A 20422-nucleotide genomic window follows, 5' to 3' on the forward strand; every position below is an offset into this window, starting at 1 on the left:
GTGGCGCGCCCCAAACTCAGGCGGGGCGCGCCACAGTTTTCGGGCTTAAGCGCAAAGCGTCGAACGCCGACGGGACAACCACTTCGTACAGGGAATAGATCGCCGATGTCGCGCCGCCCCTCATTGCCCTGCCGGGCATTTCTCCCCGTATAGGGACGGGGAGAAAGGGCTGGCCGCGATCTTGTCGTCCTCTTTGAGACGCTGGTGATTGGTCAAAGCGGCGGCGAGAGCGCCCCTCTCCCCGTCACTATACGGGGAGAGGATGCCGGCAGGCAGGTGAGGGGCAGCGCCGACGCCGGGAAAGAGTTCGAAACTGAGCGAAGAACAGATCAGAATTAGTCCAGCTGGCAAGCCAGCACTGCTGATGCCTCACAACGCGGTACAGGTCAGCCGATGCGAAATCGTACCTTGCCCTATCTCCTGACCTTGCCCAGCCTGTTCCTGGCGGCGGTCGTCATCTTCTGGCCGGTCTGGGACCTGATCCAGATATCGACCCATGACGTCAATCGCTTCGGGCAATTGCGCGAGTTCAGCGGCCTTGCCAATTTCTCGGCGCTGTTTGCCGATCCCGACTTCGTCGCCGCGCTGTGGCGCACCGGGCTGTGGACCGTGCTGGTGGTCGGCGGTGCGCTGCTGCTGTCCATCCCGGTGGCGATGATCCTCAACACCGATTTCCATGGTCGCGGGCTGGCCCGCGTCATCATCATGCTGCCCTGGGCGGTGTCGCTGACCATGACCGCGGTGGTCTGGCGCTGGGCGTTGAGCGGCGAAAGCGGGATGCTCAATTCGGCGCTGATCGGGCTCGGCCTGATCGACCACAACATCCAGTGGCTTGCGAGCGCCGAAACGGCGTTTCCGATGCAGGTGCTGATCGGCATACTGGTGACGGTGCCATTCACCACGACGATCTTCCTTGGCGGCCTGTCGTCGATCCCGGACGATCTCTATGAGGCGGCGGCGCTCGAAGGAGCAACGCCAATGCAGCAGTTCCGCGAGATCACCTTTCCGCTCCTGAAGCCGTTCATCAACATCGCCATCGTGCTCAACACCATCTATGTCTTCAATTCCTTCCCGATCATCTGGGTGATGACGCAGGGCGGGCCGGCCAACTCGACCGACATCCTGGTCACCCATCTCTACAAGCTCGCCTTCCGCATCGGCAAACTCGGCGAGGCCTCGGCGGTGTCGCTGGTGATGTTCGCCATATTGCTGATCTTCACCATGATCTATGTGCGGCTGGCGATGCGGGAGCAACGCGGATGACAAATGGGTTCATGACGGCCAAATTGAAGCGCACCATCATCGCCTGGCTGCTGCTGGCGCCGCTGATCGTGGTGACGATCTTTCCCTTCGCGGTGATGTTCCTGACCGCGGTCAAGCCGCGGACCGAGGTGCTATCGCCGACATGGTGGCCGAGCGAGTTCCGCTGGTCCAACTTCTCCGACATGTGGGTGGCGACCGGTTTCGGCCAGGCGCTGGCCAATTCGCTCTATGTGTCTGTTATCGCCACGGTCGGTGCCATCCTCATCTCCGTTCCGGCCGCCTATGCCATGTCGCGCTTTCGCTTTGCCGGCTACGGTGTCTTCCGCCAGTTCCTTTTGATCTCGCAGATGATCTCGCCGATCGTGCTGGTGCTTGGCCTGTTCCGGCTTATGGCGGCCTGGGGGCTGGTCGAATCGACGACCGCGCTCGGCTTCATCTACATGGCCTTCAATGTCGCCTTCACCGTCTGGATGCTGCAGAGCTATTTCGACACCATTCCGCGAGACCTCGAGGAGGCGGCCTGGATGGAAGGCGCCGGGCGCTGGCTCACCCTGCGCAAGGTGTTCCTGCCGCTCTGCCTGCCGGCGATCGCGGTGACCGCCATCTTCACCTTCATCAATGCCTGGAACGAGTTCGTCGTGGCACTGACCATGCTGCGCAGCCAGGAAAGCTACACGCTGCCGATCCAGGTGTTCTCGCTGGTTGCCGGGCGCTACACGATCGAGTGGCACCATGTGATGGCGGCCACGCTGCTGGCGACATTGCCGGTGGCGATCCTATTCATTTGGCTGCAGCGCTATCTGGTGCGCGGACTGGCGCTCGGGGCGGTCAAATAGCGTAAGTAATTGTCCACGGAGCTTTCATGCGCATCTTTACCGCCTCACTGGCGACGGAAACCAACACTTTCTCGCCGGTGCCGACCGACCGGGCCTCGTTCGAAATGGCGTTCTACGCCGGACCGGGCAAGCACCCGGAGACACCGACGCTGTGCTCCTCGCCGATCATCGCCTTGCGGCGGCGCGCGGCCGCCGAAGGCCTGACCGTCATCGAAGGCACCGCCACCTGGGCGGAGCCCGGCGGCCTGGTGCAGCGCCAGACCTATGAGGCATTGCGCGACGAGATCCTGGGGCAGCTCGAGGCGGCACTGCCGGTCGATGCGGTCATTCTCGGCCTGCATGGCGCCATGGTGGCGCAAGGCTATGACGACTGCGAGGGCGACCTGCTCGAGCGCGTGCGGGCGATCGTGGGACCTGACGTGGTGATCGCCTCCGAGTTCGATCCGCACAGCCATCTGACGCCGAAGCGCGTGGCGGCGTCCGACATCATGGCCTATTTTCTCGAATTCCCGCACACCGACTTCTACGAGCGCGGCGAGCATGTCGTCGAGCTCGGCCTTGCCGCCGCGCGCGGCGAGATCAAGCCCGTCATCTCGACCTTCGACTGCCGCATGATCCAGGTGCTGCCGACCAGCCGCGAGCCGATGCGGTCCTTCGTCGACCGCATCAAGGCGCTGCACGGCAAGGACGGCGTGCTGTCGGTGTCGGTCGTCCATGGCTTCATGGCCGCCGACGTGCCGGAAATGGGCACGCGCATTCTTGTCATCACCGACAATGACAAAGCCAGGGGCGATGCGCTGGCGGAGCGGCTGGGGCGCGAGCTCTACGCGATGCGCGAAAAGACGGCGATGACGATGCTCTCCACCGCCGACGGTCTCGATCGGGCGCTGGCCGTTCGCGCCGAAAATCCCGGCAAGCCCGTGGTCATCGCCGACATCTGGGACAATCCCGGCGGCGGCGTTCCCGGCGACGGCACATTCGTGCTGCGCCAGATGCTGGTGCGCGGCCTGGACAAGGTCGGTGTGGCGACGATCTGGGACCCGATCGCCGTGACCTTCTGCCTGGCGGCGGGCGAGGGCGCGGTCATCGACCTGCGCTTCGGCGGCAAGGCTGGACCTCAGGGGGGCGAGCCGATCGACGCGCGCGTCAAGGTGCTGAAGGCGGTTCCGGAGGGCTGGCAGAGTTTCGGGCCGAGCCGGGTGACCCTCGGGCCGACCGCGCTGGTTCGGATCGAAGGTACCGAGGTCGACGTCATCCTCAACACCAATCGCACCCAGACCTTCGAGCCGGATATTTTTTCCAACATCGGCGTCGATCCGCTGGCCAAGGACATGCTGCTGATCAAATCGACTAACCATTTCTACGCCGGCTTCGCCCCGATAGCCGCCGAGATCATCTATGTCACGGCGCCGAGTTCCTATCCCAGCAACCCGGCGGTGACGGATTACAAGAAGCTGAAGCGGCCGGTGTGGCCGAGGGTGGCTGATCCTTGGGGCTGCTGATCTCCCCCCGTGAGGGGGAGATGTCGCCGAAGGCGACAGAGGGGGTTGCCCGAACTGCCGCGACGCCATGCAACGGCAAAAGGAAGGCTAGCGCTCCACGCGCAACGCCCCCCTCTGGCCGCTTCGCGGCCATCTCCCCCTCGAGGGGGGAGATTAGCTGGCGCTATACGAGCCCCCGCTTGATCATCATCGCATCGGGCGAAGGCATCTTGCCACGAAACGCGGTGTAGAGCTCCTCCGGATCCTTCGAGCCGCCGGCGGCGTAGATGTTCTTCCGCAGCCGCTCGGCCAGAGCGGGATCGAAGGGATCGCCGGTTTCCTCGAAAGCAGCGAAGGCGTCGGCGTCGAGCACTTCGGACCACATGTAAGAATAGTAGCCGGCCGAGTAGCCGTCGCCTGAAAAGACATGGCCGAAATGCGGGGTGCGGTGACGCATCGCTATTGTGTCAGGCATGTCGAGTTTTTCCAGCGTTTCGGCCTCGTATCGAAGCGGTGCTTCAGGCGCGTCCGGCCTGGCGTGGTAAGCCATGTCCATCAGCGCCGAGGCGGTGAATTCGACCGTGGCGAAGCCGGCGCCAAAAGTGCGGGCGGCCAGCATCTTGTCGAGCAGCGCCTTCGGCATCGGCTTGCCGGTCTTCTCATGCAGCGCATGCTTCTCCAGCACCGCCGGCACCGTCAGCCAGTGCTCGTAGAGCTGCGAGGGCAGTTCGACGAAATCGCGGCTGACCGAGGTACCGGAGACCGAAGGCCAGGTGACATCGGTCAGCATGCCGTGCAGCGCGTGGCCGAATTCGTGGAACAGCGTCTTCGCCTCGTCGACCGACAGCAATGCGGGCTCGCCCACAGGCGGCTTGGCGAAATTCATGATGTTGTAGATTACCGGCTTCGAACCGTGGCCAAGCTTGTAGCCGGACTTCAGCGCACTCATCCAGGCGCCGGAACGCTTCGAGGGCCGCGCGAAATAGTCGGCCAGGAACAGGCCGCGCTCGCTGCCATCGGCATTCCTGACCACGAACACGCGCGCGTCCGGATGCCAGGCGGCAATGCCCTTTTTCTCTTCGAAGCTGATGCCGAACAACCGTATCGCCACGTCGAAGCAGGCGTCGATGACGCGGTCGAGCTGCAGATAGGGTTTCAGTTCCGCCTCATCGAAAGCGAATTTCTCGGCGCGCAACTTCTCCTGGTAGAAACGCCAGTCCCAGGCGGCGAATTTTTCGTTGCTGCCGGCCTCGGCGGCCAGCCGCTCCAGTTCCTTCTGGTCGGCGGCAGCCTTCTGCAGCGCCTTTTCCCAAACCGGATCGAGCAGCGCATGCACGGCCTCCGGCGTCTTGGCCATCGTGTCGTCGAGCTTCAACGCGGCGAAGGAGGCATAGCCGAGCAGTTTCGCCTTTTCGGCGCGCAGCTTCAGCATATCGCGTACCACGGATGTGTTGTCGGTGGCGCCGCCATTCTGGCCGCGCATGGTGAAGGCGCGGAAGGCGATTTCGCGCAGGTCGCGGCGTTCCGAGAAGGTCGTGAACGGCTCGTAGATAGAGCGCGACAGGGTGACGGCGTAACGGCCCTTCTGGCCGCGCATTTCGGCGGCCTCGGCCATGGCGCTCTTCAAAAAGTCCGGCAGGCCGGCAAGGTCTGCCTCGTCGAGGAACAGCGCCCAGTCGCGCTCGTCGGCCAGCACATTCTGGCCGAAAGTCGTGCCGAGCGACGACAGCTCTTCATTGATTCTGGCCAGCCGTTTCTTGCCCTCGGCGTCGAGCTTGGCGCCTGAACGGACGAAGCCTTTCCAGGTCTTTTCCAACACGCGCAGCGTCTCGGCATCGAGCCCCAGGCTCTCGCGGCGGTGGTAGAGATCGTCGATGCGGGCAAACAGCCTTTCGTTCATCGAGATCGCCGAGAAATGCCTCGACATCTTCGGCGAAATGTCACGCTCCAGCGCCTGGATGTCCTCATTGGTGTAGGCGCCTGCGCGGCACCAGAAGATTGACGAGACGTGATCGAGCGCCTCGCCGCCGAGTTCCAGCGCCTGAAGCGTGTTCTCGATCGTCGGTGCATCCTTATTGGAGGCGATCGCGTCGATCTCCGCCTCATGCGCCTGCAGCGCCGCGTCGAAGACCGGGGAAAAGTCGCCGTCGCCGATATGGGTGAAATCAGGCAGGCCGAGCGGCCCCTGCCACGCGGTCACCGGATGGGAGGCAAGGTCGACGGCTTTTGTGGAGGACATGGAGGGTCTTTCGCTGGCGTCAAAGAGAGGGTGTCACCGATGTAGGGCGCGGCCCGCGAGCCCGCAATATGACAGTCGGCCGGTCTGCCTCAGTAGCCGTCGCAGTTTTCGGCGATTGCCGCCTGCGAGCTGGCGGTGATGCGGTTGTCTTTCACTGCGAAGGTTTCCCGCATCAGCATGTCATTGTCGGGGAAGTCGTAGCACGCGATCACGGTGGTGACGCCGCCCCCGCTCTCCTCGGTGCGGTGGCGGATCGCGGCCCCGGCGACCGCGCTCTTCCATTCGTCGATCGAGGCGATGAATTCCTGCTTGCTCTGGACGATGCCGAGGTCGTCGAGTTTGATGCGGACGTCGTCGGCGAGCAGCTCGGAAAGTTCGGTGCGGTCGGCGACCAGCAGCGCCGAATACCAGCGGCCGATGAGGGCGCCATCATCGGCGTGGGCGGCCATGATCGTCATCAGCAGTGCGGCCGCCGTGAAGACGACCGACTGAACGATGATCAGGTGCCGCGCCGTCCCGTTCATTCGAGCACCGGCCGTTCGAAATCGCCGGTCTCCTTGTTCATCGCCCAGAGCTCGCCCGTCGAAATGTCGAACCAGGCCCCGTGCAATGACAGCCGCCCCTTGCCCTCGAGGATCGAGACGCAAGGAAAGGTCCTGAGATTGGCGATGGAATAGCGGATCGAGATGCGCTCCAGTGCCGTCTGGCGCTCCGTCGCCGTCATCAATGTGCTGGAGGCGACGGTCTCCGCGGCCGGTGCGATCAGGCTCATCCACTTGCCGATGAAATCGCCGGGAGACAGCGGCGCGGACGTGGTGTCGAGCGCGGCACGGATGCCGCCGCAGCGGCCATGGCCCATGACGACGATGTTCTTGACCTTGAGGCTCTGCACCGCGAATTCGAGCGCGGCCGAGGTCGAATGGAACTCGCCGTCCGGCGCGTAGGGCGGCACCAGGTTGCCGACATTGCGCAGCACGAAGAGTTCGCCGGGTCCGGCGTCGAAGATCGCCTCGGGCGCCGCGCGCGAATCGCAACAGGCCACGATCATCGTCTCCGGCGCCTGCCCTTCGCGCGCGAGCTCGCGATAGCGGCCGCTCTCCGTGAGGTAGCGGCCGTTCATGAAATTGCGATAACCGGCGAGAAGGTGGTCGGGAAGATGAGGCATAGGCGGCTTTCCGTGTTGGAGGCGGCAGCTCAAATTCTGCTTTACGCATCGTGCTTTCCGAAACCCGAATTCGGTTTTCAGGCCGATGCGTTGCGGTCGAGAAAGGCTCTAGCGGCAAAAGCCTATAACGAGCAATGCAGAATTGCGCGGGCTGGCCATAAATGCCATGCGCCAAAATCGGACGTCCGCCGACACTGTCATGCCCAGATGGCGACCGGTATTCCAAAACCGTCGGCCAGCGGCGGGTCCGGAAACGGCCTGGCCTTGCCGCCGGCGATGCGGCCGGCGATCAGCATCATCACCGCCGCATCGAGGAAATCATCGGCGGCCGCTCCGCGCGGCGGCGGTTGGCCGAGGAAGTCCATGTCATAGCCGTGGCGGCAGAGCAGCGCCTTGCGTTCCGCCATGCCGGCCGGATTGATGCTGCCCTTGATCTTTTTCGGCAAACTCATGGCCTGATCTCCATTCAACCGGCAGAACGCCACTTCCGGATGCGATTCGAAGACACGGCCGCGTAGATCGGGCCGCGCGATCAGCAAGCTGTCGATCTCGCGGATCTTCGAAAAAATGCCAAAGGCCTGGATCGAAACGCCGCGCGGCGGATCAGAGGTAGCCTTGGCGACCTCGCTTGCCCTGATATACGCGGCGTACCAGGCATCGATCGTGGTGAAGTCGGCGGTGTCCGCATAAAGCGCGGCGCGGGACGGGATCGAAAACACGCTGGACTGACGTGCCCCCAGCAACGGCCTGACCTGAGCCTCCGGTCCGCGCCCGCCCTTGCTCGAAAACTCGGGCAGGCCGATCGGCATGTCGACGGCGACAATAGCGTCGTCGGGAACTGCCGCAAGCAGCGCCGCGAAGCTGGCAAAGACCTTCACCGAAGGCGCCGCATCCGGATCGCGCCGCACCGCGATCCAGCCGGCCTTGCAGCCGTCGGCGCCGACAAGCACGACGGTGGCCGTGGTCAAGCCCGGCGGTCCCGCCCGGGATGCGTGAGGTGGCGAAGCTGCACCATCGCCATCGGGTGCGACAGACTCTGCGAATCGGTTTCGAGCTGCAATTCGTCGCCGCCGCGCTTGGCGGTGCGCGCCAGGATCTCGTAGACCGCCGCCGTGGTCGACTGCAGCGCCTTGATCGGCGGCTGACCGGAGAGGATGCGCGCCAGATAGACGGCCGCCGTGAGGTCGCCAAGGCCGTTCGGCGGCTTGTCGATGAGGCGATGCTCGGCGAGCAGCGCCTGGTTGCCGTCGAGCAGCAGATTGCCGGTTCCGCCAGTCATCATCGACTGTGCCGAAGTGACCAGCATCGTCGATGGGCCGGCATGGAGCGCGGCCGAGATCACGGATTTCAGGTCGGGCAGCGGCGCGCCGGCCATCCATTCCAGTTCGTAGCGGTTGGGCGTGGCGATATCGGCGATCGGCATCAGCCGGTCGCGCATGGCGGCGGCGGTGGGCTCGGGCACATAGAGGCCGCCCGAATCGCCCATCACCGGATCGCAGATATAGACGGCGCCGGGTGTCCTTGCCTTCACCGCGGCGACCAGTGACGCGACGGCTTCGGCTTGACCGGCCTCACCGAGATAGCCCGACAGCACCGCGCCGACCTCGCCCAGCCATGGCGCCCGCTCGAGGTCGGCCATCAGCGCCTTGAACTGGTCGAGCGGCGGCACGATGCGTGTCGCCCGCCCATGGCCGGGGTGCCAGGGCAGGATGATCGTGGGAACGGCCCAGACCGGAAAGCCCAGTGTCTCCAGGGCGAACACTGCGGCGCGGTTTCCGACTGACCCGCGGGCGACATGGCTGGAAATGACGATGACCGCACGCGGTGCGTCGGGTTTTTCGGCGCTCATTCTCTTTTTGATTCCTAGCTGCCCCGGGTGAGGAAAAGCACGAGCCAGACCATCAGGCCCAGCGCCAGAAGCAGTCCGAGTATCCTGCCAAGGCGGGTGCCCCAGACCTCGATTGGGTCCGAGCGGTCGGCGTCGGCCGCCGCGACATGGTCGCGCATGCCTTTCGTCGTCCTCGCCACGAAGGAGTTGCCGGCCGGATCGGTCTCGCGCGCGACGCGCTCGAGAATACGGCGCGATTCCGTGTCGCTGTCTTGGCGTTCCGCCATGATGATGTCCCGTTTCGACCGAACCTTATCGTGTTCGCGCGGGCAATCACAGGGGCTTGCAGCCGAGGGTACCCGTGCCGACAGCCATCCCGTCGAAGCCGTTTTCTTGCGCGCCGATTGTGATAATGCTTCGCATGCAACTTCTACCGAGGGACCCATCATGTCTGCCCAGCGCCTTGCCCGACCATCGATATTCCGTACGCTGCCCGCCTTCCTGATGATGGCAATCGTGTTGCCGCTGCTCGCCGGCTGCGGCTACAACACGATCCCGACGGCGGAAGAAAACGCCAAGGCGGCCTGGAGCGAGGTGCTGAATCAGTACCAGCGGCGCGCCGATCTCATCCCCAATTTGGTGGAGACGGTCAAAGGCTACGCCGCGCACGAAAAAGACACGCTCGACGCGGTTGTCGAGGCGCGCGCCAAGGCAACGCAGATCACCGTGACGCCGGAAACGCTGAAGGATCCGGAGGCCTTCAAGAAGTTCCAGGATGCCCAGGCAGGGCTGACCAGCGCGCTGTCGCGGCTGATCGCCGTGTCCGAGGCCTATCCCGACCTCAAGGCCAACCAGAACTTCCTGGCGCTGCAGGCACAGCTCGAAGGCACGGAGAACCGCATCGCGGTGGCGCGGCGCGACTACATCCAGGCGGTCAGGGACTACAACCTGACCCTGAGGACGTTCCCGTCGGTGCTGTGGGCGACACTCTGGTTCCGCGGCAACGAGCCCTTCGCCAATTTCACCGTCGCCGAAGACAAGATGCAGCCGCCGAAGGTCGATTTCGGCACGAGCACGAAGCAGGGCGGGTGAACGACTACCATCTGATTCTGCGAAGACGGACCGCTGGCGTGTTGATACCCCCCTCTGTCCTGCCGGACATCTCCCCCTCAAGGGGCGAGATTGGCAATTTCGCAGGCGGCGCTCTGCTTGCAATGTCGGCGATTGGCGAAGGTCGTGGTTACGGCCGATCTCCCCCCTTGAGGGGGAGATGTCCGGCAGGACAGAGGGGGGCGCGAAGGAACGCTTGCCTAAACACTCTTGGCCTTCTTCTCTGCCTCCTCCTTCTGCCCCTCACCGTCTTCGCCGCCGATCTTCCCGCCCTCACCGGGCGTGTCGTCGACTACGCCGGCATCATCGATGCCGGCACCAAAGCAGCGTTGACGCAGAAGCTCGCCGATTTCGAGAAAAAGGGTTCCGACCAGATCGTCGTCGCCACCATCCCGAGCCTCGGCGGCGAGGAGATCGAGCCCTACGCCAACCGGCTGTTCCGCTTCTGGAAGCTTGGCCAGGCCAAGGAGAACAACGGCGTCCTGCTGCTGGTCGCGCCGAATGACCGCAAGATGCGCATCGAGGTCGGCTACGGGCTGGAAGGCACGCTGACCGACCTGCACACCAAGCTGATCATCGAGAACGACATGGTGCCGGCCTTCCGCGCCGGCGACTTCTCCGGTGGCATCAGCAAGGCCGTCGACGACATGGTCATGGTGCTGGAAGGCAATCCGGAGGAACTCGAAGCGCGAGGCAAGCGCAACCAGCAGGCGCCGTTGAATCCCGACAACCTGTTCTTCGCCATCTTCATTGGCATCTGGGCGATCATTTTCTTCGGCGGCATCGCGGCTTCCGTCCTGCCGCCGATCTTCGGCCAGAAACTCGGGCCGGGCCGTTATCGCTGGCTCGGCATGACCTTCGAGCCTGGCCGGCGCTCCTCATCCGGTGGTGGCTGGTCTTCCGGAAGTTCCGGCGGTGGCTGGTCTTCGGGTGGCGGTGGCGGCGGTTTTTCGGGCGGCGGCGGTTCGTCCGGCGGCGGCGGTTCGTCAGGAGGCTGGTGAGGCAACGGCATGGCGACACGACCGATCAGCCCGCGGGATCATGAACGCATCGCCGACGCGATCCGCGCCGCGGAGGCCAGGACCGATGGCGAGATCTACTGCGTCGTGGCGCGTGCCAGCGACGGCTATTTCTCCCCCGCCGCCTTGATGGCGACACTCGGCATGCTGATCGTCAGCCTCGCCGTCGCCTATGGGCTGGAGGCATGGTGGCTCGCCATTCGCCTGCCGCATTTCGTCATCGCCGAGCTTCTGGCGTTGGCCAGCGTGCTGGCGCTGTTGTGGGCGCTGCCCGGCCTGCGCATCCATATGGTGCCACGGCGGCTGCGCTATCAGGCGGCACACGCCAACGCGATCAAGCAGTTCCTTGCCCGCAACGTCCATCGCACCACGGCGCGCACCGGCGTGCTGATCTTCGTGTCGATCGCCGAACGCTATGCAGAGGTGGTCGCCGATTCGGGTATCGACGACAAGGTCGGCCAGCAGGTCTGGGATGGCGTCGTGCGGGATCTCACCGCGCATGCCGGCGACGACCGGCTTGCCGACGGTTTCGTCAAGGCGATCGAGCAGGTGGGGGCAGTGCTGGCCGAGCACTTCCCGGTCACGCCGGACGATACCAACGAGCTCGACGACCATCTGGTCGAAATCTGAAAAGCCCGCCCGCCGCGCTTCGGTTCTCGAAAACCACGTCATGCGTCTCGGCTGAACGCGTTCTCAGATGGCTTTGTCCAATGTCAGCAGTGTCGGGACCGATTGCGAGAAAGCGGTCGGCGGGCCGCCCTGACTCTTTGCAATCGGGCGATGCGGGTTTATGGTTAACAAATCATGAATACGCTGACGATCGACATCCGCAAAGCCGAACCGCGCGACGCCGGCGCCATCGCCGAAGTGCATCTCGAGGCCTGGCGCGGCGCCTACAGCGGCATCATTCCGCATCGCACGCTGACATCGATGATCAACCGCCGCGGCGCCGACTGGTGGGCGAATGCGATTCGCCGCGCCGCGACCGTCCTGGTGGTCGAGATCGGCGGCACGATCGCCGGCTATGCGACGATCGGCAAGAACCGCGCCCGGGAACTCAAGCAGCAGGGCGAGATCTACGAATTGTACCTGCGCCCGGAATATCAGGGCATCGGTCTAGGCCGGCGGCTGTTTTCGGCAGCCAGGGCACGTCTCGCCGACCATGGCCTGAAAGGCATGGTGGTGTGGGCGCTGGAAGACAATCAGAACGCGCTGGCTTTCTATGCCGGCGCCGGCGGCCGCGACATTGCCGAAGGCGTCGAGATCTTCGAGCAGAAAGCGCTGAAGAAGGTCGCTTTCATCTGGGAGTGACTGCCGAGGGATAATCGCGGAAGGCGAAGACTACAGAAGGTATCCCGCGCAAAAATCACGACGCTGAAACATCTTGTGCTGATTGTTGAACGCGTCGAACGCGATCGCGTCTCGCCTGACATGCGTGAACACCATTCGCCGCATTGCGCCATTTTGCGCCGCCCGCTATCGGTCTCCCAACCGAGAGAGGGACAAAACCATGCGCATCGAAGCCATAGCCACCGGAAAGAATCCGCCTGAAGACGTCAACGTCATCATCGAGGTGCCGATCGGCGGCGAGCCGATCAAGTACGAAATGGACAAGGAGGCCGGCACGCTGTTCGTCGACCGCTTCCTGCACACCTCGATGCGCTATCCCGGCAATTACGGCTTCGTGCCGCACACGCTGTCGGGCGACGGCGATCCGATCGACGTGCTGGTCTGCAACACGCGCGCGCTGGTGCCGGGCTGCGTCATCAATGTGCGGCCGATCGGCGTGTTGATCATGGAAGACAATGCCGGCCAGGACGAGAAGGTCATCGCCGTGCCGTCGCCGAAGCTGACGCTGCGCTACGAGAATGTCACCGAATACACGCATCTGCCCGACATCACCCGCCAGCAGGTGCAGCACTTCTTCGAGCACTACAAGGATCTCGAGCCCGGCAAATGGGTCAAGATCGAAGGCTGGCATGATTCCAAATATGCCAAGAAGATGATTATGGACGCGGTCGACCGCGCCAAGGCGAGCAAGTAGGCTAATTATCGACCGGCCGAAGGGCGGCACATCGCCGATGACGGTGTGTCTGTCCTTGCCCTAGGCGAAGCTCCGCGTCTCGTCTGCGCTGCCCCTCATCCGCCTGCCGGCACCTTCTCCCCGTATAGTGACGGGGAGAAGGGGACGTTCGCTACCTCGGCGCTCTCTTTGCAACGCCGTCGATTGGCGAAATCGATGATGAGAGCGCCCCCTCTCCCCGTCTGTACGGGGAGAGGATGCCGGCAGGCAGGTGAGGGGCTGCGCCAGCGCCTGAAAGTCTTATTTCTTCAAGCTTGCTTCGATCAGCAGGTCGGCGTTGCGGGCGACCGATTGCGCGGGCCCGCCGAGCCCGAACAGCTGGCCGCTGATATAGGCGCCCTCGATGAGCAGCAGCAGCCCGTCGCCCAGCATATCGGCGTCTGGCGCGCCCATCGCCGCAGCCATGGTACGCAGCCTGCGACGCAGTTCCTGCTTGTTCTCCTCGCTCACCACGCGTGCTGGATGGCCACGCTCGGGATATTCGACGGCCGCATTGGTCATGCCGCAGCCGCGATAGTCCGGTTTCTGCGTGCGCTTGCCGACGCGGGTCAGGAAGGCAATGATCTGCGCGCGCGGATCGCCCGGATGGGCGTCGACGGCCTCGTCGAAGCGCTCCCAGAACTCAAGGTCGTATTGCCTGAGATAGGACGCGGCCAGTTCGTCCTTGGAGGGGAAGCTGCGATAGAGACTCGGTTTTGTGACGCCGGCGCGCTTGACGATCTCGTCGACACCGATCGCTCTTATGCCACGCCGGTAGAACAGCTCATAGGCCACGTCGAGGATCTTCTTGGCGGCCTTCGGCGGCGCCGGTGCATGACCGTCGCTGATGGTCAGTTCAATATTTTTGTCAGTTGGCATCATGGGACTCGATTGACAATGTTACCGATCGGTACGTATACATGCTCCCATCTTGCAACGTACCGGTCAGTAACATGGTAGCCCAATCCCGTCCATTTGGCCAGCGCTACGCTTTCGTCGTGGTCGGCGTCATCTTCCTCTGCCTGCTGATCGCGGCCGGCTTGCGTTCCGCGCCCGCCGTCATGATGCTGCCGCTCGAAAACAGTTTTGGCTGGCGGCGCGATGTCATTTCGCTGGCGGCTGGCGTCGGCATCCTGCTCTATGGCCTCACCGGTCCGTTCGCGGCCGCGCTGATGGAGCGGATCGGGCTGCGCCGCACGCTGCTTGCCGCCCTGATGGTGATGTCGGCCTCGACCGCGCTCAGTCTGCTGATGACCAAGCCGTGGCACCTGTTCATCACCTGGGGTGTCTTCTCCGGCATCGGCTCCGGCGCCGTCGCCAGCGTGCTCGGCGCCACCATCGTCAACCGCTGGTTCAAGACCAATCGCGGCCTGGTCATGGGGCTAATGTCGGCCTCCAGCGCCACCGGCATGCTGATTTTCCTGCCGCTGATCGCTTCCCTGGCACAATCGGGCGGCTGGAAGCCGGTCGCAATCGCGGTCGCGGTCGCCACCGCCTGCCTGTTGCCCCTGGTCTGGCTGCTGGTGCCCGAGCGTCCGGCCTCGATCGGTATGGTTCGCTATGGTGCCGGAGCCGACGACGTGCCACCGGTTTCGCCCGCTTCGCAGGGCAATTTCCTGGCGCACACGCTCAACACGTTGCGCCGCGCCGCCGGCACAAGGGTGTTCTGGTATCTGTTCGCCACTTTCTTCGTCTGCGGCTTCACCACCAACGGGCTGGTCGGCACGCATCTGATCGCCTTCTGCGGCGATATGGGCATCGGTGAGGTGCAGGCCGCCGGCTTGTTGTCGATGATGGGCATTTTCGACCTGATCGGCACGACGCTGTCAGGATGGCTCACCGACCGTTACGACCCGCGCAAGCTGCTCGGCGTCTATTATGCCATCCGTGGCCTGTCGTTGATCTACCTGCCCTATTCCGGCTTCTCGGCGACCAGCCTGATCATTTTCGCGGTGCTCTACGGCCTCGACTGGATCGCCACCGTGCCGCCGACGCTACGGCTCGCCAACGAGGCTTTCGGCGATCGCAGTGGGCCGATCGTGTTCGGCTGGATCGTCGCCGGCCATCAGGTCGGGGCTGCCACCGCCGCTGCCTTCGGCGGCACGATGCGCGAGCTGCAGGGCAATTACGAGCTGGCCTTCCTGATCGCCGGCATGACGGCGATCGCGGCGGCCTGTATCTCACTGCTGATCAACACCGACAGGCCGGCATTCGATCCCGAGCCGCAAGCGGCTTGAGGCGGGACGCCCATCTCCCCCCTCGAGGGGGAGATGGCCGCAAAAGCGGCCAGAGGGGGTCGGTTCGACTGGACGCCGACGTTCCGCGGCAGATGAAGGTTAGCACTTCACGCGAGGCGACCCCTCTGTCGCCCTTGGCGACATCTCCCCCTCGAGGGGGGAGATTGGCAGCTGTTGTCAAAACTTCATGGTTCCGAAATGTGCCTGAAACATTCAGGCCAGAGCTTGGTGGCATCGTTCAAAGCCATCCAGGAGACAGCCATGAAGAAGTTATCGATGACCCGCCGCGCCTTCGTCACTTCGGCCAGCGCGGCCGGTCTGCTCGGCGCCTCGGGGCTCGCATTGCCCTATTATTCCCGCGCCAGCCAGCGTCCGGCCTTCACCCATGGCGTCCAGTCCGGCGATGTCGACGCCGTCAGCGGCATGGTCTGGACCCGTACCGACCGCCCCGCGCGCGTCATGTTCGAAGTATCGACCACGGAAAGCTTCGCCAATGCGACGAAGCTGGCGCCGCTCGATACGTCGCCGGCCAGCGACTATACGGTCAAGCGGCTGCTCACCGACCTCGCCTCCGACCAGGACATCTTCTACCGCATGTCGGCGGCCGATCTTTCCGACATCAATGCCATCTCCGAGCCGATCGTCGGTCGTTTCCGCACCGCGCCGTCCTCGAAGCGCGACGTGCGCTTTGCCTGGTCGGGCGATACCGCCGGCCAGGGCTGGGGCATCGACGAGACCGGCATGAAGACCTACTCCACCATCGCCAAGCATACGCCGGACTTCTTCCTGCATTCGGGCGACACCATTTATGCCGATGGCGCGATGAAGGACGAAGTCGACCTGCCCGGCGGCGGCAAGTGGAAGAACGTCGTTCTCATCGACGGCAAGCGCAAGGTGGCCGAGACGCTGGACGAATATCGCGACCAGTGGAAGTACAACATGACGGACAAGAACGTGCTGGAACTCAGCGCCATCTGCCCGACTTTCTACCAGTGGGACGACCATGAAGTGCTGAACAACTGGTCGGATTCGAAGAACCTTAGCGCCGACGATCGCTACAAGGAGAAATCCATCCACGTGCTGGCGGCCCGCGCCGCGCGCGCCTTCCACGAGATGACAACCATCCGCTACGAGCCATCGGAGCCGGGTCGTGTCTATCGCAAGATCGCTCACGGACCGCTGCTCGACGTGTTCTTCCTCGATATGCGCTCCTATCGCGGCCCCAACGGCCCCGACATGGAGGACACCATGACGCCGCAGTCGCGCATGCTCGGCGAACAGCAGACGAAGTGGCTGAAGCGCGAGTTGACGAACTCGAAGGCGACCTGGAAGATCATCGCCGCCGACATGCCGCTCGGCCTCGTGGTCTGGGACGACGGCACCAAAAAGGTTGGCGCCGAAGCGGTCAGCAATGGCGACAATGGCGCGCCGAAAGGCCGCGAACTCGAATTCGCCGACCTGTTGCGCTACATCAAGAACGCCGGCATCACCAACACCGTCTGGCTCACTGCAGACGTCCACTACACGGCAGCCCACTACTACAATCCCGACAAGGCACAGTTCCAGGATTTCAACCCGTTCTGGGAGTTCGTCTCCGGCCCGATCCATGCCGGCACCTTCGGTCCTAACGATTTCGACATGACCTTCGGCCCCGAGCTGAAATTCATCAAGGCGCCGAGCGCGGAGCAGGGCCAGAACCTGCCGCCGTCAGCCGGGCTGCAGTTCTTCGGCCTGGTCGATATATCCGGCGCCACCGAGCAGCTGACGGTGCGGTTGATGGATCGTGACGACAACGAGCTTTACAAGGTCACGCTCGACCCTGTGCGCTCTGCGTGAGGCGACCCGGGACGGCCGTTGAAGCAGCCGTCAATCCGGGTAGCAGACCATCGGAATGTTCGGCCAGACGGCGCCGTCGCAATTGGCGGCGTCCTGGCGCTGCTTGAAAGCGGCGCTGACCGGGCCGGTCACCACGGGGTCAACGCCATCGGGCGCGTCGGCGAAGACCTGTTGGGCCGAAGAAGGATCTGTCGGAAGAACAGGCCGTGCTTCCTTCAGCGCCGCGGCCGACTGCGCGGCGTTGGCCGCCAGCAGCGTGGCGAAAGCCGCAGATGCGACGAGCGGCCAAAAACGGTTGAGTTCGGTCATCACGTTCGAACTGCCCAGGCCATGAAAGGTTCCCGCCTTGGTTAACAAAATCATTTCACACGAGGATGCTTAAGATTTGATGAGGATTTGGTGTCATGCGTCCTCTTTCGCAAATGCGAAAAACCTTGTATGAGCCGCGCAACCGAAAGAGGCAGCGCCTTTGGCCTGCTGCCTGCAACGCTCCCGAGACCAGAACATGAAACTCCGTAATATCGCGATCATCGCGCACGTCGACCATGGAAAGACTACCCTTGTCGACCAGCTTCTGAAGCAGTCCGGCTCTTTCCGCGACAACCAGCGCGTCGCCGAGCGCGCCATGGATTCCAACGACCTGGAAAAGGAACGCGGCATCACCATCCTCGCCAAGGCGACCTCGGTCGACTGGAAGGACACCCGCATCAACATCGTCGACACCCCGGGACACGCCGATTTCGGCGGCGAGGTCGAGCGCATCCTGTCGATGGTGGATTCAGCCATCGTGCTGGTCGATGCCGCCGAAGGCCCGATGCCGCAGACCAAGTTCGTCGTCGGCAAGGCGCTCAAGGTCGGCCTGAAGCCGATCGTCGTCATCAACAAGATCGACCGGCCGGACGCCCGCCATGTCGAAGTGGTCAACGAGGTGTTCGACCTGTTCGCCGCGCTCGACGCCACCGACGAGCAGCTCGACTTCCCGATCCTCTACGGTTCGGGCCGCGACGGCTGGGTGTCGGAAAATCCGGAAGGCCCCAAGGACCAGCAGCTCGCGCCGCTGTTCGACCTCGTCATCAAGCATGTGCCGGCGCCGACCGTTCATCCCGGCCCGTTCCGGATGATCGGTACCATCCTGGAGGCCAATCCCTTCCTTGGCCGCATCATCACCGGGCGCATTGAGAGCGGCACGCTGAAGGCCAACCAACCGGTCAAGGTGCTGCACCATGACGGCACCCAGATCGAAACCGGCCGCATTTCCAAGATCCTCGCCTTCCGCGGCCTCGAGCGCCAGCCGATCGAGGAAGCCCAGGCGGGCGACATCGTCGCCATTGCCGGTCTGTCCAAGGGCACCGTCGCCGACACGTTCTGCGACCCGAGCGTGACCGAGGCGCTGCATGCGCAGCCGATCGATCCGCCGACGGTGACCATGTCCTTCCTCGTCAACGACAGCCCATTGGCGGGCACCGAAGGCGACAAGGTGACCAGCCGCGTCATCCGCGACCGCCTGCTGCGCGAGGCCGAAGGCAATGTCGCGCTCAAGATCGAGGAATCGCCCGACAAGGATTCGTTCTTCGTCTCCGGCCGCGGCGAACTGCAGCTCGCCGTGCTGATCGAGACGATGCGCCGCGAAGGCTTCGAGATCGCCGTGTCGCGTCCGCGCGTCGTCATGCAGAAGGGCGAGAACGGCGAACTGCTTGAGCCGGTCGAGGAAGTCGTCATCGACGTCGACGAGGAGCATGCCGGCGTCGTCGTGCAGAAGATGTCGGAACGCAAGGCCGAGATGGTCGAGCTGCGCCCGTCCGGCGGCAACCGCCAGCGCATCGTCTTCCACGCGCCGACGCGTGGCCTGATCGGCTACCAGTCGGAACTTTTGACCGACACGCGCGGCACCGCCGTCATGAACCGGCTGTTCCACGCCTATGAGCCCTACAAGGGCGAGTTGCCCGGCCGTACCAATGGCGTGCTGATCTCCAACGAGCAGGGCGAATCGGTCGCCTACGCCATGTGGAACCTGGAAGACCGCGGCCCCATGGTCATCGATCCGGGCGTGAAGGTCTATCAGGGCATGATCATCGGCATCCATTCCCGCGACAACGACCTCGAAGTAAACGTGCTGAAGGGCAAGAAGCTCACCAACATCCGCGCCGCCGGCAAGGACGAGGCGGTCAAGCTGACGCCGCCGATCCGCATGACGCTGGAACGCGCGCTGGCCTGGATCCAGGACGACGAACTGGTCGAGGTGACGCCGAAGACCATCCGCCTCCGCAAGCTCTATCTCGACCCCAACGAGCGCAAGCGCTTCGAGAAGTCGGCCAAGGCAGTCGGCGCGGCGTAATTTCCGTTCCTCCATTTGAAAAGGGGTGGGGCACACCAGTGCGCCGCCCCTTTTTCATTTTCATCCGAGGGCTGCCGCGATAATGACCTGCCGATCAGGTTCGCCGGTCAGGTCGGTACGCAATGTCGTTCCCTCGCGGGCCGGCTTGCGCAGGGCTTTTGCGCCGCCTGGATCGACGAGCAGCAATCGTCACTCTTCCAGCGCCTGAAGCCTTGATCGCGAGATACCGAGTCCGTTGGCGAGCAGACGATCGAGCCGGAGCGATGTCGGCATTTCGAACCCAAGCCAGAGTTCCAACGCTGTCGCGGTTTCCGTCGTCTCTCCAACCGCCTGCTTGGGCACGGCGACATCGGGAAACTCCTCGACACGTCCCACCTTGTCGCGCAGGGCGACGATGTCGAAGGCGTGGCGCCGCGCCAGCCCCGGATCGTTGCTTTCGAGCGCCCGTAAGAGCGCTCGATGGGAGGGCGCGCTCGGCTCAATCCATTCTTCGACCGCCGGCGCTGCCCCTCATCCGCCTGCCGGTGTCCAGCCGATAGATGGGTAACACTTTGAACCGGATAGATAGGTAACAGTTTTCTCCCTCATGATGGGTTCGCCGCAGCGCCAAGCGGTCGGGTTGGCGCTGCGCTGCGGCGAACCAGTTTCATGGCCTTCTCGTCGATGAACCCGAGCGGATGGGCGTAGAAGCGCATCGCCCATCTCAGTCTCCTCGATGGCGATCGGTTCGCCGGCCAATGTGGCCGAGACATAGATTTCGGCGCCCCGCCATTTGACGGCGCCATTCTGGCGCACACCGCGCACCGCCGCCTCGGCCGGATAGTTGGGCTCGGGGGTCGTCTTCGGCATGGGACGGGTCGAGGGGCGGTAATGCTGTGCCGGGGTGTCCATGGCCAATGCTTCGTGCGGGCGTTCCTCATTATAGCTGCGCCGGAAGGCCTCGAAGGCCTGGGCTTGTGCCTGTCTGTCGGCCTCCGGTGCGTTGGCCATCGGCAGCATGGTCAGATGGAA

21 protein-coding genes and 1 pseudogene are annotated in these 20422 nt (G+C 63.8%); 11 read left to right on the forward strand and 11 right to left on the reverse strand.

Annotation, left to right across the window (positions count from 1 at the left end):
- The first annotated feature begins 393 nt into the window (after positions 1 to 393).
- The 3 genes from FJ548_RS20890 to FJ548_RS20900 are packed head-to-tail and all read left to right on the forward strand — an operon-like array spanning position 394 to position 3601.
- Complete coding sequence (locus FJ548_RS20890; RefSeq protein WP_140778842.1) at positions 394 to 1263, forward strand: sugar ABC transporter permease; 870 nt, start codon at positions 394 to 396, stop codon at positions 1261 to 1263.
- Between the two features lie 11 nt (positions 1264 to 1274).
- Positions 1275 to 2099 (forward strand): carbohydrate ABC transporter permease, encoded by an 825-nt coding sequence (locus tag FJ548_RS20895; RefSeq protein WP_140745094.1) that lies wholly within the window; start codon positions 1275 to 1277, stop codon positions 2097 to 2099.
- Between the two features lie 26 nt (positions 2100 to 2125).
- Positions 2126 to 3601, forward strand: coding sequence for a M81 family metallopeptidase (locus FJ548_RS20900; protein ID WP_140778843.1), 1476 nt, complete (start codon positions 2126 to 2128; stop codon positions 3599 to 3601).
- A 163-nt stretch (positions 3602 to 3764) separates the two neighbouring features.
- On the opposite strand, the gene FJ548_RS20905 is transcribed toward FJ548_RS20900, so the two are convergent.
- From FJ548_RS20905 to FJ548_RS20930, 6 genes are all read right to left on the reverse strand, one after another.
- Entirely contained in the window at positions 3765 to 5819 is a 2055-nt protein-coding gene (locus FJ548_RS20905) for a M3 family metallopeptidase (RefSeq protein WP_140778844.1), read from the reverse strand.
- Between the two features lie 89 nt (positions 5820 to 5908).
- Positions 5909 to 6343, reverse strand: a complete 435-nt coding sequence (locus FJ548_RS20910; protein ID WP_140778845.1) for a nuclear transport factor 2 family protein — start codon at positions 6341 to 6343, stop codon at positions 5909 to 5911.
- The gene (locus tag FJ548_RS20915) at positions 6340 to 6984 is read right to left on the reverse strand and encodes a carbonic anhydrase (RefSeq protein WP_140613272.1); all 645 of its coding nucleotides are present in this window, start codon (positions 6982 to 6984) and stop codon (positions 6340 to 6342) included. The genes FJ548_RS20910 and FJ548_RS20915 overlap by 4 nt, the downstream gene beginning before the upstream one ends.
- A 197-nt stretch (positions 6985 to 7181) precedes the next feature.
- Positions 7182 to 7952 (reverse strand): DUF429 domain-containing protein, encoded by a 771-nt coding sequence (locus tag FJ548_RS20920; protein WP_140778846.1) that lies wholly within the window; start codon positions 7950 to 7952, stop codon positions 7182 to 7184.
- Complete coding sequence (gene pdxY, locus FJ548_RS20925; RefSeq protein ID WP_140613274.1) at positions 7949 to 8833, reverse strand: pyridoxal kinase PdxY; 885 nt, start codon at positions 8831 to 8833, stop codon at positions 7949 to 7951. Before pdxY ends, FJ548_RS20920 begins: the two co-directional genes overlap by 4 nt.
- 14 nt (positions 8834 to 8847) lie before the next feature.
- Positions 8848 to 9099: a hypothetical protein gene (locus FJ548_RS20930; RefSeq protein WP_140778847.1), complete on the reverse strand. Its 252-nt coding sequence runs from the start codon at positions 9097 to 9099 to the stop codon at positions 8848 to 8850.
- A 160-nt stretch (positions 9100 to 9259) separates the two neighbouring features.
- On the opposite strand from FJ548_RS20930, the gene FJ548_RS20935 reads away from it, so the two are divergent.
- From FJ548_RS20935 to ppa, 5 genes are all read left to right on the forward strand, one after another.
- Positions 9260 to 9904, forward strand: coding sequence for a LemA family protein (locus FJ548_RS20935; RefSeq protein WP_140613276.1), 645 nt, complete (start codon positions 9260 to 9262; stop codon positions 9902 to 9904).
- Positions 9905 to 10071: 167 nt separating this feature from the next.
- The gene (locus FJ548_RS20940; RefSeq protein ID WP_140613277.1) at positions 10072 to 10923 is read left to right on the forward strand and encodes a YgcG family protein; all 852 of its coding nucleotides are present in this window, start codon (positions 10072 to 10074) and stop codon (positions 10921 to 10923) included.
- Positions 10924 to 10932: 9 nt separating this feature from the next.
- Positions 10933 to 11571: a TPM domain-containing protein gene (locus FJ548_RS20945; protein WP_140613278.1), complete on the forward strand. Its 639-nt coding sequence runs from the start codon at positions 10933 to 10935 to the stop codon at positions 11569 to 11571.
- A gap of 174 nt (positions 11572 to 11745) precedes the next feature.
- A complete protein-coding gene (locus tag FJ548_RS20950; protein ID WP_140613279.1) occupies positions 11746 to 12252 on the forward strand; it encodes a GNAT family N-acetyltransferase in 507 nt (168 codons plus the stop codon).
- A gap of 199 nt (positions 12253 to 12451) precedes the next feature.
- Positions 12452 to 12985, forward strand: coding sequence for an inorganic diphosphatase (gene ppa, locus FJ548_RS20955; protein ID WP_140778848.1), 534 nt, complete (start codon positions 12452 to 12454; stop codon positions 12983 to 12985).
- A gap of 279 nt (positions 12986 to 13264) precedes the next feature.
- Here ppa and FJ548_RS20965 read toward each other — a convergent pair whose 3' ends face one another.
- On the reverse strand, positions 13265 to 13882 hold the full coding sequence (locus FJ548_RS20965; protein ID WP_140778849.1) for a TetR/AcrR family transcriptional regulator: 618 nt from the start codon (positions 13880 to 13882) through the stop codon (positions 13265 to 13267).
- A gap of 74 nt (positions 13883 to 13956) precedes the next feature.
- Between FJ548_RS20965 and FJ548_RS20970 the strand changes: the two genes are divergently transcribed.
- Together FJ548_RS20970 and FJ548_RS20975 are read left to right on the forward strand one after the other, a co-directional pair.
- On the forward strand, positions 13957 to 15240 hold the full coding sequence (locus FJ548_RS20970; protein WP_181168862.1) for an MFS transporter: 1284 nt from the start codon (positions 13957 to 13959) through the stop codon (positions 15238 to 15240).
- Positions 15241 to 15501: 261 nt separating this feature from the next.
- Positions 15502 to 17076 (forward strand): alkaline phosphatase, encoded by a 1575-nt coding sequence (locus FJ548_RS20975; RefSeq protein WP_140613282.1) that lies wholly within the window; start codon positions 15502 to 15504, stop codon positions 17074 to 17076.
- Positions 17077 to 17106: 30 nt separating this feature from the next.
- Here FJ548_RS20975 and FJ548_RS20980 read toward each other — a convergent pair whose 3' ends face one another.
- On the reverse strand, positions 17107 to 17385 hold the full coding sequence (locus FJ548_RS20980; RefSeq protein ID WP_246678723.1) for a hypothetical protein: 279 nt from the start codon (positions 17383 to 17385) through the stop codon (positions 17107 to 17109).
- A 196-nt stretch (positions 17386 to 17581) separates the two neighbouring features.
- On the opposite strand from FJ548_RS20980, the gene typA reads away from it, so the two are divergent.
- Positions 17582 to 19411 (forward strand): translational GTPase TypA, encoded by a 1830-nt coding sequence (typA, locus tag FJ548_RS20985; RefSeq protein WP_140745028.1) that lies wholly within the window; start codon positions 17582 to 17584, stop codon positions 19409 to 19411.
- A gap of 60 nt (positions 19412 to 19471) precedes the next feature.
- Here the strand turns inward: typA and FJ548_RS30770 are convergent, their stop codons facing one another.
- From FJ548_RS30770 to FJ548_RS20995, 3 genes and pseudogenes are all read right to left on the reverse strand, one after another.
- Positions 19472 to 19597, reverse strand: a complete 126-nt coding sequence (locus FJ548_RS30770; protein ID WP_281407089.1) for a hypothetical protein — start codon at positions 19595 to 19597, stop codon at positions 19472 to 19474.
- 3 nt (positions 19598 to 19600) lie between these two features.
- Positions 19601 to 19894, reverse strand: coding sequence for a DUF1062 domain-containing protein (locus tag FJ548_RS30525; protein ID WP_348640946.1), 294 nt, complete (start codon positions 19892 to 19894; stop codon positions 19601 to 19603).
- Positions 19895 to 19921: 27 nt separating this feature from the next.
- Positions 19922 to 20422 (reverse strand): annotated as a pseudogene (locus tag FJ548_RS20995) (hypothetical protein); the annotation flags it as partial.

The organism is Mesorhizobium sp. B2-4-17 (genome assembly GCF_006441275.1).
In the GTDB taxonomy this organism is placed as follows: Bacteria; Pseudomonadota; Alphaproteobacteria; order Rhizobiales; family Rhizobiaceae; genus Mesorhizobium.

Excerpts from the sequence above, each read along its gene's own strand:
- FJ548_RS20890 (WP_140778842.1), top strand. The coding sequence starts at position 394 with ATGCGAAATCGTACCTTGCCCTATCTCCTGACCTTGCCCAGCCTGTTC.
- FJ548_RS20895 (WP_140745094.1), top strand. The coding sequence starts at position 1,275 with ATGACGGCCAAATTGAAGCGCACCATCATCGCCTGGCTGCTGCTGGCG.
- FJ548_RS20900 (WP_140778843.1), top strand. The coding sequence starts at position 2,126 with ATGCGCATCTTTACCGCCTCACTGGCGACGGAAACCAACACTTTCTCG.
- FJ548_RS20905 (WP_140778844.1), bottom strand. The coding sequence starts at position 5,819 with ATGTCCTCCACAAAAGCCGTCGACCTTGCCTCCCATCCGGTGACCGCG.
- FJ548_RS20910 (WP_140778845.1), bottom strand. The coding sequence starts at position 6,343 with ATGAACGGGACGGCGCGGCACCTGATCATCGTTCAGTCGGTCGTCTTC.
- FJ548_RS20915 (WP_140613272.1), bottom strand. The coding sequence starts at position 6,984 with ATGCCTCATCTTCCCGACCACCTTCTCGCCGGTTATCGCAATTTCATG.
- pdxY (WP_140613274.1), bottom strand. The coding sequence starts at position 8,833 with ATGAGCGCCGAAAAACCCGACGCACCGCGTGCGGTCATCGTCATTTCC.
- FJ548_RS20930 (WP_140778847.1), bottom strand. The coding sequence starts at position 9,099 with ATGGCGGAACGCCAAGACAGCGACACGGAATCGCGCCGTATTCTCGAG.
- FJ548_RS20935 (WP_140613276.1), top strand. The coding sequence starts at position 9,260 with ATGTCTGCCCAGCGCCTTGCCCGACCATCGATATTCCGTACGCTGCCC.
- FJ548_RS20945 (WP_140613278.1), top strand. The coding sequence starts at position 10,933 with ATGGCGACACGACCGATCAGCCCGCGGGATCATGAACGCATCGCCGAC.
- FJ548_RS20950 (WP_140613279.1), top strand. The coding sequence starts at position 11,746 with ATGAATACGCTGACGATCGACATCCGCAAAGCCGAACCGCGCGACGCC.
- ppa (WP_140778848.1), top strand. The coding sequence starts at position 12,452 with ATGCGCATCGAAGCCATAGCCACCGGAAAGAATCCGCCTGAAGACGTC.
- FJ548_RS20965 (WP_140778849.1), bottom strand. The coding sequence starts at position 13,882 with ATGCCAACTGACAAAAATATTGAACTGACCATCAGCGACGGTCATGCA.
- FJ548_RS20970 (WP_181168862.1), top strand. The coding sequence starts at position 13,957 with ATGGTAGCCCAATCCCGTCCATTTGGCCAGCGCTACGCTTTCGTCGTG.
- FJ548_RS20975 (WP_140613282.1), top strand. The coding sequence starts at position 15,502 with ATGAAGAAGTTATCGATGACCCGCCGCGCCTTCGTCACTTCGGCCAGC.
- FJ548_RS20980 (WP_246678723.1), bottom strand. The coding sequence starts at position 17,385 with ATGACCGAACTCAACCGTTTTTGGCCGCTCGTCGCATCTGCGGCTTTC.
- typA (WP_140745028.1), top strand. The coding sequence starts at position 17,582 with ATGAAACTCCGTAATATCGCGATCATCGCGCACGTCGACCATGGAAAG.